This window comes from Pseudonocardia xinjiangensis (genome assembly GCF_050948425.1).
GTDB lineage: Bacteria > Actinomycetota > Actinomycetes > Mycobacteriales > Pseudonocardiaceae > Pseudonocardia > Pseudonocardia xinjiangensis.
On the sequence record NZ_CP192009.1, the window covers coordinates 1670232 to 1686751 of the forward strand.

Here is a 16520-nt window from a genome sequence, read left to right on the forward strand (position 1 = left end):
CTGTGCCGGAGAGGCTCAGGCGGGGTCGGAGGCCATCTTGATGAACGTCACCTCGTCCACGGGCACCTCGCGACCGGTGTCGTCGATGAACCCCACGTGCACCGGGCGGTCGCCGTCCACGGTGCGCCGCACCGCCGTGGGTCCGAACTCGTAGGGCCGGTGCTCGTCGCCCCACTGCTGCAGGGCGCCGAGCACCAGCCGCAGGTCACGGCCCGCGGGCGTCAGGTGGTAGCTGTCGCGCACGCGCGCGCCCGGTTCGCGATAAGGGTGCTTCTCCAGCACGCCCGCCTCCACTAGCGTGGCCAGCCGGTTGCTGAGCACGTCAGGGGCCACGCCGAGCGTGGCGCGGAAATCGGCGAACCGGGTGATGCCCTCGAGGGCCTCGCGCAGGATCAGGAACGTCCAGCGTTCGCCCAGCACCTCGAGCGAGCGCGCGATCGAGCACATCCTGTTCTTCTCCGCGGGCGTCATGTGTCCAGTCTAACCCTGACTTGCCATATCCTACTGAGCTAGCTTAGTTTGAAACGACTACTCAGGTTGACGGTCAGGACACAGGAGGACGGTATGGACATCCAGAACTCGGTCGCGGTGGTCACCGGTGCGAACAGGGGGCTCGGCCGGCAGTTCGCGGCGCAGCTCGCGGCGCGAGGGGCGAGGGTCTACGCCGGGGCGCGCAACCCCGCCTCGATCGACCTGCCCGGCGTGGTACCGCTGCAGATCGACATCACCGACCCGGGGTCGGTGGCGGCGGCCGCGGCCGTGGCGAGCGACGCGACCCTGCTCGTCAACAACGCCGGCATCGACACGTTCACCGACCTGCTCGACGGCGACCTCGACAAGATCCGGCTCGACATGGAGACGTCCTACTTCGGCACGCTGCAGACCACCCGTGCGTTCGCGCCGGTGATCGAGGCCAACGGGGGCGGCGCCGTGCTGAACGTGCTGTCCGTGCTGTCCTGGGTGCACGTCGCGCCGCACGAGGCGTACTCCGCGGCCAAGGCCGCGAGCTGGGCGATGACCAACGTCCTGCGACTGCGGCTCGCGCCCAAGGGCATCACGACCACCGCCCTGCACGTCGGTTACATGGACACCGACATGGCAGCCAACGCCACCCTCCCTAAGAGCGACCCGGCGGTCGTTGCCGCCCTCGCACTGGACGGTGTGCAGGCGGGCGCCCACGAGGTGCTGGCTGACGAGCTCAGCAAGACCGTGCAGGCCGGTCTCGCGGGCGGCGTCGTGGCGCTGTACCCGCAGCTGGCTGCCACCTCGTCCTGAGTCCTACCGCCGCCGGCCTCGGACCGGCGGGGGCTCGGGCAGTCCGAGGTCGAGAGCTTGGTCGACGAGCAGGGCCGGAGATCGGGGCCACGGTCCCCGGCCTCGGCCGGCGGAACAGGTGCCTCCGGCCGGCCGTTCTCGTCGGTGTGGATTCGACGCTCGGACCTGTCCCCGGTGACTCGGGCTCCCGCCTCCCGTCCTCGGCGGAGGACCCCGACTTCTTCCGCCTGCTGGTGGACAGCCACCAGCGGTTCGTCGGGGCGCCGCTGGTCGACCCGGCGACCACCGCACGCTGGCTCTACGAGGACGCGCCGTTCGGCCTGCTGGCGCACGACGCCGACGCCGATCCCCGGTTCGTCTACGCGAACCGGACCGCGCAGCGGTGTTTCGAGTACGGTTGGGACGAGTTCACCGGACTGAGATCCCGGCTCTCCGCCGAGCCGGACCGCCAGGAGGACCGCAACCGGTTGCTCGCGGAGGTCCGGGAGTACCAGTTCTCCACCGGCTACCGGGGGCTTCGCATCGCGAGATCCGGTCGGCGGTTCTGGATTGAAGACGTCACCATGTGGAACCTCGTGAGTGTCGGCGGCGTCCGGGTCGGACAGGCAGCCGTCTTCTACCGGTACTCCGACGCGTCGACAACCCGGCCGGAGGTCGGGCGGACCGCTTTCTAGGAAAGCAGGAACAGTGACGTGAGGTTCGGGCTGGGTCTTCCCCAGCGCACCGATCGGTACGACATCGAGAGCGACGTCGCGCGCATCGCCCGGGGAGCGGAGCGTGCGGGGTATTCGAGCCTCTGGGTCTACGAACGGGTGCTGTTCCCCCTTCCGGCCGCCGGTGGCCGCAACGGCGTGCCGGGTCTGCCGTGGTCGGACGGCTACCGGACCTGCGCCGACCCCTTCACCGTCCTCGCGCTCGCATCGGTGGCGACGCAGGACGTGCGGCTGGGCACCTGCGTCATCGTGGCCCCGTTGCATTCGTCCCTGCACCTGGCCAGAGCCCTGGCCACCCTCGACCTCGCCAGTGGCGGGCGGGTGGTCGCCGGCTTCGGCTGCGGCACGTCGAGTGACGAGTACCGCGGGGCCGGCGCGGACTTCGTCCACCGCGGCCGCTCCCTCGACGAGGCGGTCGACGCCTGCCGCGCGCTGTGGGGGCCCGACCCGGTGTCGTACCGCGACTCGCGGATGGTCATCGAGAACGCGCTCGTGTCTCCGAAGCCTGCGGCGCCGCTCCCGGTGCTGCTGGGTGATGGGACCACCCGCCGGTCGATCGAGCGCATCGCCGGCAAGGCCGACGGCTGGCTGCCCGTGGGTACGTCCGCGGGGGCGATCGAGAAGGGTTGGAAGCAGATCCGCGACCGCGCGGCGGAGCTCGGCCGGGACCCCGGGCTCCTCGAGCTGATCCCGCGCGCGAACGTCGTCTTCCGGCCACCGGTGGCCCGGGCCGACCGGCAACCGTTCCACGGATCGTTACAGCAGGTAGTCGACGACATCGCCGACCTCGCCGAGCTCGGCGCCACCGAGGTCCTCATCGATCTCACCTGGACGGCCCGGGGCGGGGAGGAGCTGCTCGACCTGGCACTCCAGGTGCTGGGTGAGCTCGACGCTGCCGGACTGCACTGATCAGCGGTTACATGGCTTGGGTCACAAAATGCGTGAGGGTTGAACTACTTCTCCGCGTGGCCCGTTCTCCATTGTGTGACCGTATCGCAGAGCGCCGTTCACGCGGAGACGTTCGTCCGAGCGCTGTACGAGGACGTCGCTGGACCGCTTTATGGTTACGTTGTGCGGTTGACCGGCGACCGGGCAAGGGCTGAGGAAGTCGTGCAGGAGACGTTCGTCCGGGCCTGGCGGCGCGCCCACAAGCTCAACCGCGGCCCCGAGGAGCTGCGGGGCTGGCTGTTCACCACGGCCCGCAACCTCGTCACCGACCTGTGGCGCTCCGACGCCGCACGCCCGACGACCGTCTCGGACGAGCGCGCCCTGGGCGCGGCACCCGCCGCCGACGACCTCGAACAGGCGGTGCAGCGCTGGACGGTCGCCGACGCGCTCGATCGGCTGAGCATCGAGCACCGCACGGTCCTCGTCGAGACGTACTACGAGGGACGGTCGGTGAACGAGGCCGCGCAACGGCTCGGCATTCCCCCCGGCACCGTCAAATCCCGCACGTACTATGCGCTGCGCGCGCTTCGACTGGTGCTGGAGGAGATGGAGGTGGCCCGGTGACCGACGGCGAGTGCAGGCGGCTCGAGCTCGGCGCCTACCTCGTCGGCAGCCTCGAACCGGACGAGCGTGCCGTCGTCGACCAGCACGTCGCCGACTGCGGCGAGTGCCTCACCGAACTGGCCGAGCTGGCCCCGATCCCGGCGCTCCTCGGGAGCCTCAACCCCGCCGAGGCACGCCAGCGGCTGCTGGTGCCGGGCCCCGGTCTCCTGTCGCGGGCGATCGAGGCCGTGAAGGAGGACGACGATCTCCACAGCCGCCGGCTGCGCAGATGGAAGCTCGTGGCCTCGGCGGCCGCCGCCGTGGCCATCGCCGCCGCGCTGCCCCAGGTGATCCCGACCGCCGCCGCCACCCCGCTGGCCGTCGCGACCGGCGTCACCGCAGCGGGCATGGGGACCATGGAGCAACGGACGTGGGGCACCGCGGTGCAGCTCCAGCTCACCGGGCTGCCTCCGGCGCCGGGCTATCGCGCGTACGCCACCGCCCGCGACGGGCACACCGAGGTGGCGGCCAACTGGGGGGCCACCCCGGGCGGCCGGGTCACCATCAGCGGAGCCACCGCCATTCCCCGCAGCCAGCTGGCTTTCATCCAGGTCCGCACGATCGACGGGCGACCGCTGATGACGCTGCCCTGCTGACGTTGCCCTGCTGACGTTGCCCGGCTGAAGCCGGACCCGGATCCGAGGATTGCGATCGTTCCTGCGGGGAACGTTGCGCGCAGATGGCGCGACGCGAACGGAGACGATCGATGAGCAAGGACCAGTTCACCCCGCGGGACCCTGGCGAGCAGCACGGCGCCCCGGGAAGTGGCGATGAGACCGTGGCGTACCCGGGCCGCACGGGGGAGCTGGACGTGCGTCCCGACCACGGCGAGGAGACCTACCGGGGCACCGGGCGCCTGGAGGGCCGGAAGGCCGTGATCACCGGCGGCGACTCCGGAATCGGCCGGGCCGTCGCGCTCGCGTTCGCCCGGGAGGGCGCCGACGTGCTCATCTCCTACCTGGAGTCGGAGGAGAAGGACGCCCAGGAGACCGTCCGGCTCGTCGAGGAGGCGGGTCGCACGGCGGTGACCGTGCCCGGTGACCTCCGCGAGGAGGCGCAGTGCCGGGCGGTGGTCGACCGGGCGGTGCAGGAGTTCGGCCGGATCGACGTGCTGGTGAGCAACGCCGCCTACCAGATGTCGCAGGACGGCGGCATCGACGCCATCACCACCGAGCAGTTCGACCGCGTGATGAAGACGAACGTGTACGCGATGTTCTGGCTCTGCAAGGCGGCGATCCCGCACATGCCGGAGGGGTCGTCGATCATCACGACCTCGTCGGTGCAGGCCTTCAACCCCTCGCCGCACCTGATGGACTACGCCACGTCCAAGGCGGCGATCGTCAACTTCACCAAGGCGTTGGGCAACGACGTCACGGAGAAGGGCATCCGGGCCAACTCCGTGGCTCCCGGTCCGGTGTGGACACCGCTGATCCCGGCGACGATGCCGGAGGACAAGCTCGAGTCGTTCGGACAGCAGTCGCCGCTGGGGCGGGCCGCGCAGCCTGCGGAGCTCGCCCCCATCTACGTGTTCCTGGCCTCCCAGGAGTCGAGCTACATCACCTCGGAGGTGATCGGGGTGACCGGCGGTTCTCCGATCACCTGATCGGCGTTCGATGATGACCCGGCGCGGGTACCGACAGACGTGGGGATGATCGGGAAAGTCGACGACTACCAGCGACGACACCGCTGGCTCGGGGTGCCGCTCGCCGTGGTCTACAAGTTCGTCGACGACCAGGGTTCCTACCTGGCCGCGCTGATCACCTACTACGGCTTCCTGTCGCTGTTCCCGCTGCTGTTGGTCATGTCGACGGTGCTCGGGTTCCTGCTGCCGGGCAACCCCGGGTTGCAGCAGCAGCTGATCGACAGCGCGTTGTCGCAGTTCCCGATCATCGGTGACCAGCTCACCAGCACGGCGCAGCCGCTGCGCGGGTCGGGCTTCGGGCTGGCGATCGGGATCGTCGTGTCGCTGTACGGCGGCCTCGGGGTGGCGGTCGCCGTGCAGAACGCGCTCAACCAGGTGTGGGGGGTGCCGATCAACAAGCGGCCCGACCCGTTCAGCGCGCGCCTGCGCAGCCTGCTGATGCTCGCCCTGCTCGGCCTCGGGGTGCTGGTCACGACGGTGCTGTCGGCGCTCGCCGCGGGGGCGGGCACCGTCGGGGCGGGACTGGGTCTCGGGCTGCGCGTGCTGGCGATCGTCGTGTCGGTCGTGGCGATCTGCGGGCTGTTCGTGCTCGGTTTCCGCGCGCTGACCGTCCGGGACGTCAGCGTCCGTGACGTGCTGCCCGGCGCGATCATGTCGGCGGTCGCCTGGCAGATCCTGCAGTCGCTGGGCGCCTTCTTCGTGGGCCACGGGCTGATGGGGTCGACCCAGGTGTACGGGTTGTTCGGCATCGTGCTCGGGCTGCTGGCGTGGATCTATCTGGAGGCGACGATCATCGTGCTCGCCGCCGAGCTCAACACCGTGCTCAGCAGGCGGCTCTACCCGCGCTCGCTGCTCACCCCCTTCGTCGAGGACGTCGACCTCACCCACGCCGACCGCCGCAGCTACACCTCCTACGCCAGCACCCAGCGGTTCAAGGAGTCGCAGACGATCAACGTCGAGTTCGAGCAGCGGGACAGGAGCGACCCCGAGCGCCGGGAGTCTCCCGCGGAGTGACGGCGGTGCGCCGCCCGGTCAGCCGCGGCCCCCGGGATGGTCGAGGAAGAAGCGGACCATCTCGGCGGACGCGTCCGGGCCCTCCGGGTCGGTGTACGAGCCGGCCGCGTCGCCTCCCGACCAGGCGTGCCCGAGCCCGTGCACCAGCCACGACTCGGCGACGACGGACCCGTCCTCGCCACGGACGACGGTCTGCGTGCTGGTCCGGCGCCCGGCCGTGGCCACCTGGCGCGTCGTCGCCGTGGTGCGCCCCGCACCGGCCGCGAGGCGGGCCTCGACCAGGTGCTCGGCGTTGACCGGGGCCACGACGTTGTCGGCGTCGCCGTGGAAGACGACCAGTGGCAGGTCGGCACCCGCCCGGCGGGCGCCGCCGCCCCGCATCGCGGCGAAGGCGGAGCCGGCGTCGTGCGCGGCGCCGTAGGCGACGCCCGAGTGCACGCCGACGGCCGCGTAGAGGTCGGGATCGGTGACGGCCAGCACCGCGGCCATCGCGCCCCCGGCCGAGAGCCCCGCGACGTACACGCGGCGGGGGTCGGCGCCGTGCTCGGCGATGATCCGCCGGGTGATCCCGGCCAGGACGGCGGGCTCGCCCGCCCCGGGCTGCTGGTCGGCGGGGGAGAACCAGTTCCAGTACCTGCCGCGGTTGGCCGCGGTGGACTGCTCGGGATACGCCACGAGCATGCGGTGCCGCTCGGCGAGCCGGTCCATCCCGGTGCCGAGCGCGAAGTCGGCGGCGTCCTGTGTCCCGCCGTGCAGCATGACCACGAGTGGTGGCCGTTCGCCGCGGCGCAGGGACGAGGGGACGTAGAGGTCGAACAGCCGGGTGCCCGCCGCCTCGGTGTGGGTGAGGTGCAGGGTCTGCCCCGCTGCGCTGGGGGCCTCGGGGCGTTCGTCGTCCTGACGCGACCGCGCCATGCCGCGGCGCACCCGGCTCGGCAGGTCGGTCCCGGGGGACGGCGCGGCGGGCTTCGGCGCGCCGCCGCCGTTCAGGGTGCTCTGTATGACGTCGACCGCCTCGGTCAGCCGTCCTTCCCGGGTGAGCCGCAGGGCCGCTGCGATTCCGGCCTCGGGGTGCTTCATGTCGCTCCTTGGCCGCGTTCCTGAGCCGGGGCGGCTGCCTCGGCGACGGGAAAGTAGGCACGCCCCGATAAGTATGTCAAACAGGGGCGCCGGGATCCCGCACGGACGTCCGGTTGTTCAGCGGTACGCGCGCCCGCTGTGGTCCTCGCAGCCCCCACGGGCTCTGCGAGGACCGGGCCCGGCGCGGAACGGGCCCGATCGGGGGTGTTCGACGTTCTCTGCCAGCGGGAGGATGGTCTTTCCGGAGCTCGTCGGACGTGAGGATGTGCACATGGCCGAGGAACTGCCCGACACCGCTGCCGAGCACGCCGCGAGCGCTCTCGGCCCGGAGTCCGACCTGTTCGAGGACCTGGACGCCGCCGGGTTCGGCGAGGCGCTGACCCAGGCCGTGCGCGCGAGCCTGGCGAGTCCGGGCGACACCGCGCTGGCGGGGATCCGGCTCGCGACGGACCTGGCGCGGATCCCGTTCATCGCCACCACCCGCTGGCTGGGTGGCGAGGCGCAGGCCCCGGTCCCGCCCGATCCGAAGGACCGCCGGTTCGCGGACCCGGCGTGGGACGCCAACCCGGTGTTCTACTCGGTCCGGTTGGCCTACCTGGCGGCGTGCCGGTTCGCCCGTGACGTGGTCGGCTCGGCGGAGCTGGAGGCCGATGCCGCACGCAAGGCCGCGATGGCGCTCGACCTGCTGCTGGACGCTCTCGCCCCCACCAACTTCCTCGCCACGAACCCGGCGGCGCTCAAGCGCGCGTTCGAGACGGCAGGCGGCAGCCTGCTCAAGGGCGCCCAGAACTTCCTCGACGACCTGGTCCACAACGAGGGGCGGCCGCGCCAGGTGGACACCAGCGGGTTCGAGGTGGGCCGCAACCTCGCCTGCACACCGGCGAAGGTCGTCTACCGCAACGAGCTCATGGAACTGCTGCAGTACGAGCCGCGCACCGAGCAGGTGCACGCCAACCCGATGCTGTGCAGCCCGCCGTGGATCAACAAGTACTACGTGATGGACCTCGCGCCCGACCGCAGCTTCGTCCAGTGGGCGGTGGACCACGGGCGCACGGTCTTCGTGATCAGCTACAAGAACCCGTCCAAGGACATGTCCGGCACCACCATGGACGACTACCTCGTCAACGGTCCGCAGAAGGCGCTCGACGTGATCCAGGAGATCACCGGCGCCGAGACGGTCGACATCGTGGGGCTCTGCCTCGGCGGGGCCCTCACGGGGATCACCGCGGCGTACCTCCAGCAGGCGGGCGACCGCCGCATCGGCGCGCTGACCCTGCTCAACACGATGCTCGACTACGCCGAGCCGGGGGCGCTCGGCACGTTCACCGACCGGCGCACCATCGAGAAGCTCGAGAAGAAGATGCGGCGCGAGGGGACCCTGGAGGGCAGCTCGATGGCCGGCACGTTCGACGTGCTGCGCGCCAACGACCTGATCTTCAACTACGTCGTGTCGAACTGGCTGATGGGCAAGAACCCGCCGGCGTTCGACATCCTCGCCTGGAACGCCGACAGCACCCGCATGCCCGCCGAGATGCACGCGTTCTACCTGCGGAACTTCTACCTGGAGAACAAGCTCGCCGCCGGTGAGCTCGAGATCGCCGGGAAGACGATCGACCTCAGCGTGATCAAGGCGCCCACCTATGTCGTGAGCGCGATCAACGACCACATCGTGCCGTGGCAGTCGGCGTACCGGACGGTCGGGCTCGTCAGCGGTCCGGTCCGGTTCGCGCTGAGCAGCGGTGGACACATCGCCGGCATCGTGAGCCCGCCGGGACCGAAGGTGTGGCACATGATCGCCGAGACCGAGTCGCTGCCGGCCACGGCGCAGGAGTGGCGCGAGATCGCCGAGCGCCACGACGGCTCCTGGTGGGAGGACTGGGCGCGCTGGTCAACGGCCCACTCCGGGCCGTTGCAGGATCCGCCACGGATGGGCAGCGACACGTACCCGGTGCTCGGTGACGGGCCCGGCGAGTACATCCGGACCTGACCCGGCGATCCACAGCGGCCTGATCGAGGTCGCCGTCCACCGCGGATGAGGCTGCCCGCCCATCCGCGGAGCAGCCGACCGGCCCCGTTCATGAGAACGCGGTCGGCGTGCCGCGTGCCGGCCATGTCCGGAAATGACGATCTTCCTGTCGTCGCACAGGAGGATCTTGATGTCACGTCTTTCCCCGCTCTCCCGACGCCGGTTTCTCGGGGTCGGTGGTGCCGGTGCCGCCGCCGTGCTGCTGGGCACGGGCGCCTGGAACGCTTCCGCCGCGTACGCCGCGACACCGTCGATGGGTAACCCGTTCACGCTCGGTGTGGCCTCGGGTGACCCCGCGCCCGACGGGGTGGTGCTGTGGACGCGCCTGGCCCCGGACCCGTTCGTGCCCGACGGCTCCGGCGGCATGCCCGCCCGACCGGTCCGCGTCGAGTACGAGGTGGCCACGGACGACCGGTTCCGGACCGTGGTCAACGGCGGGAGCGTGGTCGCCACTCCCGAGCTCGGGCACTCGGTGCACCCGGAGATCAGCGGGCTGCTGCCCGACCGCGAGTACTACTACCGGTTCCGGGTCGGCGGGGAGATCTCACCCGTCGGGCGGACGAGGACGGCGCCGCGGGCGGGGTCCTCGCTGCACGAGCTGAACTTCGCCTTCGCCTCGTGCCAGTCGTGGGAGGACGGGTTCTTCACCGCCTACGACCACCTGGCCGCCGAGGATCTGGACCTCGTCGTCCACCTCGGTGACTACATCTACGAGAACGGCGTCACCGGGCAGAAGCGCGGGACGCCGGCCGGGGACCAGTTCCGCGGGGAGACCTTCGACCTGGCGCGCTACCGGCTGCAGTACGCGCTCTACAAGGCGGAGAAGCCGCTGCAGGCCGCGCACGCCAACTTCGCCTGGATCCATGTGAACGACGACCACGAGGTGGAGAACAACTGGGCCCGTGACATCTCGCAGGCCGACACCGAGCCCGACCAGGACCCGGCGGTGTTCCGGCAGCGGCGGGCGCAGGCCTACCAGGCGATGTACGAGAACCTGCCCTACCGCCGCGCCCAGCTCCCGGCCGGCCCGGACATGCACCTGCACCGCCGGATCGCCTACGGCGACCTCGCCGAGTTCACGATGCTCGACACCCGCCAGTTCCGCGACGACCAGCCCTGCGGCGACGGGTCGTCCGCGACCTGCACCGACCGGCTGGACCCGAAGCGCACCATCCTCGGCGCGCCGCAGCGGGACTGGCTGCTGGACGGGTTCTCGCGGTCACGGGCCCGCTGGCAGGTGATCGGCAACCAGGTCCCGATGGGACAGACCGACCTGGACCCGGGCGACCCCACGGAGGTCTACCTCGACCCGTGGGACGGCTACGTCGCCGACCGCAACCGCGTCCTCGCGGCCGCGCAGGACCGCAAGGTGCGCAACCTCGTCGTGATCACCGGCGACCGGCACCAGAACTACGCGTGGGACCTCAAGCGCGACTACGCCGACCCCGGCTCGCCGACGGTGGGGAGCGAGTTCGTCGGCACGTCGATCACCACCGGTGGCAACGGTGCCGACATGACGGCGGACGGGCAGGCGCTGCTGGCGGCGAACCCGCACATGAAGTTCTTCAACAGCCAGCGGGGCTACGTCCGCGTCACCGTGAACCAGCAACGCTGGCGCAGCGACTTCCGGGTCGTCCCTTCGGTCACGACGCCCGGTGCCCCGATCAGCACCCGCGCGAGCTACGTGGTGGAGGACCGGAAGCCGGGAGTGCAGGCCGGGTAGGGGTGGTCAGCCCTCCGGGGGGAGCGCCCTGCCGAACAGGTCGGTGATCTCGTCCCACGCCGCGGGCCGGGCGTAGAGCCAGCCCTGGACCGTGTCGCAGGCGCTGGCCCGCAGCCGGTCGGCCTGCGCCGGGGTCTCGACGCCCTCGGCGGTGACGGCGAGCCCGAGGGCGTGGGCGAGGGTGATCAGGCTGCTGACGATGGGGTCGGCGCCGGTGGCGGGGTTGCGCAGGCCGTCGATGAACGTGCCGGCGAGCTTGAGGGTGTGGAGCGGGAGCCGGGGGAGGTAGCTGAGGTTGGAGTACCCGGTGCCGAAGTCGTCCACGGCGATCCGGATGCCCATCTCGGCCAGCGCGCTGATCGCCTCGACCGGCCGCCCGGCCGGGCCGAGCAGCGCGCTCTCGGTGAGCTCGAGCTGCAGCAGGTGCGGTGGCAGGCCGGTGTCCTTCAGGGCGCGCGTGACGTCCGCGACGAGCCCGGCGTCGTGGGCCTGCCGCACGGCGAGGTTGACGCTGATGAACAGGCCGGCGTCGGGATGGGCGGTGTGCCACTCGGCGCCCCGCGCGCAGGCCTCGTTCAGCACGTGGCGGCCGAGCGGGACGATCGAGCCGGTCTCCTCGGCGAGGTCGATGAACTGGTCGGGGCTGAGCAGGCCGAGCGTGGGATGCGCCCAGCGGACGAGCGCCTCGACCCCGTGCACCCGGCTGTCGGCGAGCCCGACGATCGGCTGGTACTCCACCCGGAACTCGCCGCGCTCCAGCCCGGGGAGCAGGTTGGCCGACAACGTGTAGCGCGTCATGTCGCGCGCGTTGCGCTCCGGGTCGAAGCGGGCCCACCGGTTGCGGCCGTCGGACTTCGCCCAGTACAGGGTGACGTCGGCGGCCTTGAGGATCTCCGCCGGCGTGGTCTCGTCCACGGAGCACTCGATCACGCCGATGCTGGCCGAGACCGACAGCCGGTGCTCGTCGACGTCGATCGGCTCGGCGAGCACGGCGAGCACGGTGTCGGCGAGGATCGCCAGCTCGCCCTCCGGCGGGTCGTCGACGAGGATGACGAACTCGTCGCCTCCCATGCGGGCCACCAGGTGCCCCCGCGTGGACACGCACTTGTCGAGGAGGCGGGCCACCCCGATCAGGAGCGTGTCGCCGACGTCGTGCCCGAGCCGGTCGTTCACGGCCTTGAACCGGTCGAGGTCGAGGTAGCAGATGCCGACGCGGGCTCCTGGCTGCGCGAACGCCGCGGCGAGCCGGTCCTGGAAGAGCGCGCGGTTGGGCAGCAGGGTCAGCGGGTCGTGCAGCGCCTGGCGCCGCAGCCGCTCCTGCAGCTCGCGGCGGGTGGTGATGTCCTCGACCATGGCCACGATGAACACCGGCGTGCCGTCGGCGTCCCGGATGAGTGAGGCCGTGAGGTTGGTCCACACGATGTGCCCGTCACGGTGCCGGTAGCGCTTCTCCACCTGGCCGCTCTCGCGCCTGCCCTCGAAGATCTCCTCGTAGAGCTCCCACATGTCGGCGGCGTCGTCCGGGTACATGAAGTCGCCCACGGTGAGCAGGCGGAACTCGGCGATGGTGTACCCGAGCATCGAGGCCAGTGCCGCGTTCACGTCGACGATCCGCCCGTCGGTGTCGGCGATGGTGATGCCGATCGCGGCGTTGGCGAAGATGGCGCGGAAGCGGGCCTCGCTGGAGCGCAGCGCCCCCTCCATCTGGTAGCGGGCCTTCACCTCCGTCCTGCGCATCAGCTCCTGCTCGTCGAGGATCCGGGCCCGCAGCTTCGCCACATAGCCGTCGGCCACCGCCGCCTCGACGGTCGGCGCGGTCTCGTGCGGCCGGTGGGCACCGGCCGACCGCGCGGCCTTGGGGAGGTTGCGGGCCAGCGCGCTCACGGTGATGGGCAGGACGTCGGCGGCGAGCAGTCCGGCGTCGACCATCGAGGCGCCGACCTCCCGGGCCGCGTCGAGGTCCACGGGGTTGACGGCCGCCGCGAGCGCCACCCGCGACGCCGCGGCCGTGAGGAACTCGTGCAGGTCGTCGCGGGACAGCGGCAGGTACGGCACGCGAGCGAGATCGCCGGCCCAGGACGCCACCAGCGCAGTCACATCCGGTGCGCGATGGAAATCCCGCTGCCCGCTGGTCATCGGCCCAACGATACGGCCGAATGCGTCAGACTTCTCCCCGAGTAGAACGTGCAGTATCCGTCGCTCGGACGGAGCAGTTATGGTTGCGCGGTCGGGTAACCCGTGAGGGGTGGTGTCATGGAGCGGCCGAACTGGGTGTCTGCAGAAATTGATCTAGAACGGCCGAGCGGGGCCCGCGTCTGCGACTACTTCCTTGGTGGCGCCCACAATTTCGCGGTGGATCGGGAGCTGGCCGAGATCGTTTCGCGCATGACCCCCGACATCGGTGACGCGATGCGTGCCAATCGGGCCTTCCTGCGCCGCGCCGTGCGGTTCATGGGGGACCAGGGCATCCACCAGTTCCTCGACCTGGGGTCCGGGATCCCGACGCTCGGCAATGTCCACGAGGTGGCTCAGCGAGCCGATCCGGCGGCCCGCGTCGTCTACGTCGACGTCGACCCGGTGGCCGTCTCCCACAGCCGGATGATCCTCGACGGTGATCCCCGTACCGCCGTGGTGCAGGCCGACGCCCGGGAGGTCGAGTCCGTCCTCGCCGCCCCGGAGACCCGGCGGCTCCTCGATCTCGAGCAGCCGGTCGGAGTGCTGATCCTCGGCCTGCTGCACTTCATCCCCGACGCCGACGACCCCGCGGGCATCGTCAAGCGCCTCCGTGAGGCGGTCTGCCCCGGCAGCTTCATCGCTCTGGCCAACGTCACCCATGAGGACCAGCCTCCGGAGGTGATCGAGGGTCAGAAGCTGTCGAACCAGATCGACACGCCGATCTGCCTCCGCTCCCGCAGCGAGCTTCTCGAACAGTTCGACGGGCTGTCGCTGGTCGACCCCGGGCTGGTGCACATCCCGCTGTGGCGTCCGGATTCGCCCCTCTACGTGGACGAGCGCCCGGAACGGTTCGGCGTTCTCGGCGGGGTCGGCCGGAAGGATCCCGAGGAGAACCGGAACGGAACGGCGCTCTAGGCCGCCGCACGCGGCGCAGCGGCTGCCGGGAAACGATCAGAGGGCACGTTCGCGTCGTCGATCTGCACCGCCCCCGGCCCCCGACGTCAGCCGGTCGTGACCTTTTCCGGGCTCGCCACCGACAAGGGAGTCCGCGAGGCGGACCCGGCGGCCGGTCAGTTCTTCGATATGTCGGACACGACGTTGTCGAAGATCTGGTCGTCGAACTCCGGGAGCGCGGCGATGCCACCCTTCAGCATGACACCCGTGTGGTTGCCGAAGATGGTGTTGCCGGTGAGGTCGAAGGTGCCGTTGCCGTCGACGTAGACGCCGTAGCGGGTGTTCTCGCCGATGACGTTGCCCCGGATGGCGGTCTGTGCGGCGTCGGTGACGAGGCGGATGCCGTCCTGCTGGTTGCCACGGACCTGGTTGTTCTCCACGAGGTTGTCGTGCGCGGTCTGGCCGACGGCGATGCCGGACTCGGTGTTGTCGTAGACGCGGTTGCCGCGCACGGTGTTGCCTGCCGACTCGTTGATGTTGATGCCTTGGGCGGCGTTGCCGAAGGAGTCGTTGCCTTCGACGATGTTCCGGTCGGAGCGGAGGTAGAGCACGATTCCGTGGTGGTCGTTGGCGTGGACCACGTTGTCGCGGATCACGCTGTCGGTGCAGTCCTCGGCCAGGACGATCCCGTGCTTGCCGTTGTCGTGCACGAGGTTGCGTTCGATCAGCAGGTCGTGCGAACCGGTGTGCGGGTCGATCCCGTAGAGCACGTTGTCGTGGAACTCGTTGTCCTGCACCACGAGCCCACCGACCTCGTAGGAGTAGAGCCCGTAGAACAGGTGCGACACGATGCTGGCCCTGATCCCGCCCGTGGTGCCTTCCGTGCGCCACGACATCCCGTAGGACTCGACCTCGCCGTAGCCGAGGTAGCGCAGCTCGGAGAGGTCGACCATCATCCGCCCGCCGTCGCGGGCGAGCAGGAAGCTGCGACCGTCGACGTGCTCGGTGTCGGCGTGCTGCAGCGCCGTGTCCCACGACGTCACGCAGGATCCGGTGATCTCGAGACCACCGCCCAGCGCCGTGACGGACACGAAACCGGCGGGGCCGCTGCTGAGCTTGAGCCAGCGCACGTCAGGGGCGGTGATCCGCAACGAGGCGCCGGTGAGCACCTGGAGGTCGGCCCCGAGCAGCCACTCCCCGGGGGCGACCTCCCGCAGCACCGCCGGGTCGCCGATCGCCGTGCTCAGCACGGGCAGGGTGACACCCTCCCCGCCGGTCAGCGCGACCGTGTCGGTGAGGGGGTCGACCCGCACGGCGAGGCCGGCAGGTGGGGTCCGGTCCGCGGGTGCACCCGCCGCGGCCTCCCGGACGCACGGCCGGCTCGGGTCGAGCACTGCGCTCGGTGCCACGTCGCGGCGGACCAGCGGCTCGGGTGCCGGCGCTGCGCAGCCGCTCGACAGGAGCAGGAACACGAGGACGAGCAGCAGAGCCCGGATCGGCGCCGTCCGGATCACGGCCAACCAGCCGCTGTGCAACCGGCCGGGCCGTAGACCGGAGGGCCGGTATGGACGGGGGAGGCCAGGACGGTGGAGGTGAGCGTGAAGTCGGCGAAGTCGGCGTGCTGGTCGGTGGGGCTGGCCCAGCTGGAGTCGTCGCCGCCGAAGAAGGTGGAGAAGAACAGGCCGTCGATGTGCAGGTCGGGGGTGGTGCGGAAGTAGAGGCCGGGGTGGTCGAGGACGAGGCGGTCGTCCTGCCAGACGGTGATGCGGCCGTTGGCGAGGCCGGGGGTGTTGAGGGTGATGCGTTGGTGGAGCTGGGTCCAGCGGCCGGGGGTGAAGGTCCAGCAGCCGCGGCCGAGTGAGGTGCCGTGTTGCTGGGAGGTGGGGAGGTAGGCGTAGACCTCGCCGTGGCCGTTGGTGCGCCACATGTAGCGGGTGGAGAAGCCGTTGGTGCCGTCGGGGATGTGTTGGCCGCTGGTGACGGTGCCGCCGTAGAGGCCGGGGAGTTTCCCGCCCTTGACGAAGTCGAAGTCGGGGGGGAAGCGGAGTTGGTAGCGCAGGTCGAGGGTGTCGGTCGGGCCGGTGGTGTGGGGGAGGCGGAGGTAGGCCTGGGTGCCGCCGTCGGGGCCGCCGGCGGCGCGGCTGGCGGAGCCTGCGGGGTAGGAGACGCGGAGCAGGATCCCGCCGGGGGCGTCGGTGGTGGTCAGGAGCTGGGCCTGGTCGAGACCGAAGTCGCCACGGTCGTCGTAGACGAGCCCGGTGCCGATGAACTTCTGCAGGTCCTTCGGGGTGACCACGGAGTCGACCGCCGTGGGGGCCGGCTCCGGAGAGATCCAGGTGGTGTCACATGCCGTTGCGCCCATCAGCAGGACGTTCACGGCCGCTGCGGCGGAGCGCCGCAGCGCGCGGCGCCTCGTCATGGTCATCG

Annotated in this window: 15 protein-coding genes; 10 read left to right on the plus strand and 5 right to left on the minus strand. The window is 70.9% G+C overall.

Annotated features, from left to right (window positions below; genetic code table 11):
* Positions 1–15 precede the first annotated feature (15 nt).
* Positions 16–471, minus strand: coding sequence for a winged helix-turn-helix transcriptional regulator (locus tag ACQPZA_RS07980; RefSeq protein WP_433279647.1), 456 nt, complete (start codon positions 469–471; stop codon positions 16–18).
* Positions 472–564: 93 nt separating this feature from the next.
* On the opposite strand from ACQPZA_RS07980, the gene ACQPZA_RS07985 reads away from it, so the two are divergent.
* The 7 genes from ACQPZA_RS07985 (at position 565) to ACQPZA_RS08015 (ending at position 6195) form a co-directional block, all read left to right on the plus strand.
* Positions 565–1275: an SDR family oxidoreductase gene (locus ACQPZA_RS07985; protein WP_433279648.1), complete on the plus strand. Its 711-nt coding sequence runs from the start codon at positions 565–567 to the stop codon at positions 1273–1275.
* Positions 1276–1421: 146 nt separating this feature from the next.
* Positions 1422–1949, plus strand: a complete 528-nt coding sequence (locus ACQPZA_RS07990; protein WP_433279649.1) for an MEKHLA domain-containing protein — start codon at positions 1422–1424, stop codon at positions 1947–1949.
* Positions 1950–1967: 18 nt separating this feature from the next.
* Complete coding sequence (locus tag ACQPZA_RS07995) at positions 1968–2897, plus strand: TIGR03619 family F420-dependent LLM class oxidoreductase (protein ID WP_433279650.1); 930 nt, start codon at positions 1968–1970, stop codon at positions 2895–2897.
* Between the two features lie 75 nt (positions 2898–2972).
* The gene (locus ACQPZA_RS08000) at positions 2973–3500 is read left to right on the plus strand and encodes a sigma-70 family RNA polymerase sigma factor (RefSeq protein ID WP_169395997.1); all 528 of its coding nucleotides are present in this window, start codon (positions 2973–2975) and stop codon (positions 3498–3500) included.
* Positions 3497–4135, plus strand: coding sequence for an anti-sigma factor family protein (locus ACQPZA_RS08005; protein ID WP_169395982.1), 639 nt, complete (start codon positions 3497–3499; stop codon positions 4133–4135). The genes ACQPZA_RS08000 and ACQPZA_RS08005 overlap by 4 nt, the downstream gene beginning before the upstream one ends.
* Positions 4136–4245: 110 nt before the next feature.
* Positions 4246–5142, plus strand: coding sequence for an SDR family oxidoreductase (locus tag ACQPZA_RS08010; protein ID WP_433279651.1), 897 nt, complete (start codon positions 4246–4248; stop codon positions 5140–5142).
* A gap of 45 nt (positions 5143–5187) precedes the next feature.
* Positions 5188–6195, plus strand: a complete 1008-nt coding sequence (locus ACQPZA_RS08015) for a YihY/virulence factor BrkB family protein (RefSeq protein WP_344017134.1) — start codon at positions 5188–5190, stop codon at positions 6193–6195.
* Positions 6196–6213: 18 nt separating this feature from the next.
* Here the strand turns inward: ACQPZA_RS08015 and ACQPZA_RS08020 are convergent, their stop codons facing one another.
* Positions 6214–7275, minus strand: coding sequence for an extracellular catalytic domain type 1 short-chain-length polyhydroxyalkanoate depolymerase (locus tag ACQPZA_RS08020; RefSeq protein WP_433279652.1), 1062 nt, complete (start codon positions 7273–7275; stop codon positions 6214–6216).
* Between the two features lie 271 nt (positions 7276–7546).
* Here ACQPZA_RS08020 and ACQPZA_RS08025 point away from each other — a divergent pair, with 271 nt between their 5' ends.
* Positions 7547–9262 carry a PHA/PHB synthase family protein gene (locus ACQPZA_RS08025; RefSeq protein ID WP_433279653.1) on the plus strand — a complete coding sequence of 572 codons (1716 nt, stop codon included), beginning with the start codon at positions 7547–7549 and terminating at the stop codon, positions 9260–9262.
* 169 nt (positions 9263–9431) lie between these two features.
* Positions 9432–11024, plus strand: coding sequence for an alkaline phosphatase D family protein (locus ACQPZA_RS08030; RefSeq protein ID WP_433279654.1), 1593 nt, complete (start codon positions 9432–9434; stop codon positions 11022–11024).
* 6 nt (positions 11025–11030) lie between these two features.
* On the opposite strand, the gene ACQPZA_RS08035 is transcribed toward ACQPZA_RS08030, so the two are convergent.
* Positions 11031–13160 carry a putative bifunctional diguanylate cyclase/phosphodiesterase gene (locus tag ACQPZA_RS08035; RefSeq protein ID WP_433279655.1) on the minus strand — a complete coding sequence of 710 codons (2130 nt, stop codon included), beginning with the start codon at positions 13158–13160 and terminating at the stop codon, positions 11031–11033.
* A 117-nt stretch (positions 13161–13277) separates the two neighbouring features.
* Between ACQPZA_RS08035 and ACQPZA_RS08040 the strand changes: the two genes are divergently transcribed.
* Positions 13278–14114 (plus strand): SAM-dependent methyltransferase, encoded by an 837-nt coding sequence (locus ACQPZA_RS08040; RefSeq protein ID WP_433279656.1) that lies wholly within the window; start codon positions 13278–13280, stop codon positions 14112–14114.
* Positions 14115–14269: 155 nt separating this feature from the next.
* Here the strand turns inward: ACQPZA_RS08040 and ACQPZA_RS08045 are convergent, their stop codons facing one another.
* Together ACQPZA_RS08045 and ACQPZA_RS08050 are read right to left on the minus strand one after the other, a co-directional pair.
* Positions 14270–15607 carry a right-handed parallel beta-helix repeat-containing protein gene (locus ACQPZA_RS08045; RefSeq protein ID WP_433279657.1) on the minus strand — a complete coding sequence of 446 codons (1338 nt, stop codon included), beginning with the start codon at positions 15605–15607 and terminating at the stop codon, positions 14270–14272.
* On the minus strand, positions 15604–16518 hold the full coding sequence (locus ACQPZA_RS08050; protein ID WP_433279658.1) for a polysaccharide lyase: 915 nt from the start codon (positions 16516–16518) through the stop codon (positions 15604–15606). Before ACQPZA_RS08050 ends, ACQPZA_RS08045 begins: the two co-directional genes overlap by 4 nt.
* Positions 16519–16520 lie beyond the last annotated feature (2 nt).

Excerpts from the sequence above, each read along its gene's own strand:
- ACQPZA_RS07980 (WP_433279647.1), bottom strand. The coding sequence starts at position 471 with ATGACGCCCGCGGAGAAGAACAGGATGTGCTCGATCGCGCGCTCGCTC.
- ACQPZA_RS07985 (WP_433279648.1), top strand. The coding sequence starts at position 565 with ATGGACATCCAGAACTCGGTCGCGGTGGTCACCGGTGCGAACAGGGGG.
- ACQPZA_RS08010 (WP_433279651.1), top strand. The coding sequence starts at position 4,246 with ATGAGCAAGGACCAGTTCACCCCGCGGGACCCTGGCGAGCAGCACGGC.
- ACQPZA_RS08015 (WP_344017134.1), top strand. The coding sequence starts at position 5,188 with ATGATCGGGAAAGTCGACGACTACCAGCGACGACACCGCTGGCTCGGG.
- ACQPZA_RS08020 (WP_433279652.1), bottom strand. The coding sequence starts at position 7,275 with ATGAAGCACCCCGAGGCCGGAATCGCAGCGGCCCTGCGGCTCACCCGG.
- ACQPZA_RS08025 (WP_433279653.1), top strand. The coding sequence starts at position 7,547 with ATGGCCGAGGAACTGCCCGACACCGCTGCCGAGCACGCCGCGAGCGCT.
- ACQPZA_RS08030 (WP_433279654.1), top strand. The coding sequence starts at position 9,432 with ATGTCACGTCTTTCCCCGCTCTCCCGACGCCGGTTTCTCGGGGTCGGT.
- ACQPZA_RS08035 (WP_433279655.1), bottom strand. The coding sequence starts at position 13,160 with ATGACCAGCGGGCAGCGGGATTTCCATCGCGCACCGGATGTGACTGCG.
- ACQPZA_RS08040 (WP_433279656.1), top strand. The coding sequence starts at position 13,278 with ATGGAGCGGCCGAACTGGGTGTCTGCAGAAATTGATCTAGAACGGCCG.
- ACQPZA_RS08050 (WP_433279658.1), bottom strand. The coding sequence starts at position 16,518 with ATGACCATGACGAGGCGCCGCGCGCTGCGGCGCTCCGCCGCAGCGGCC.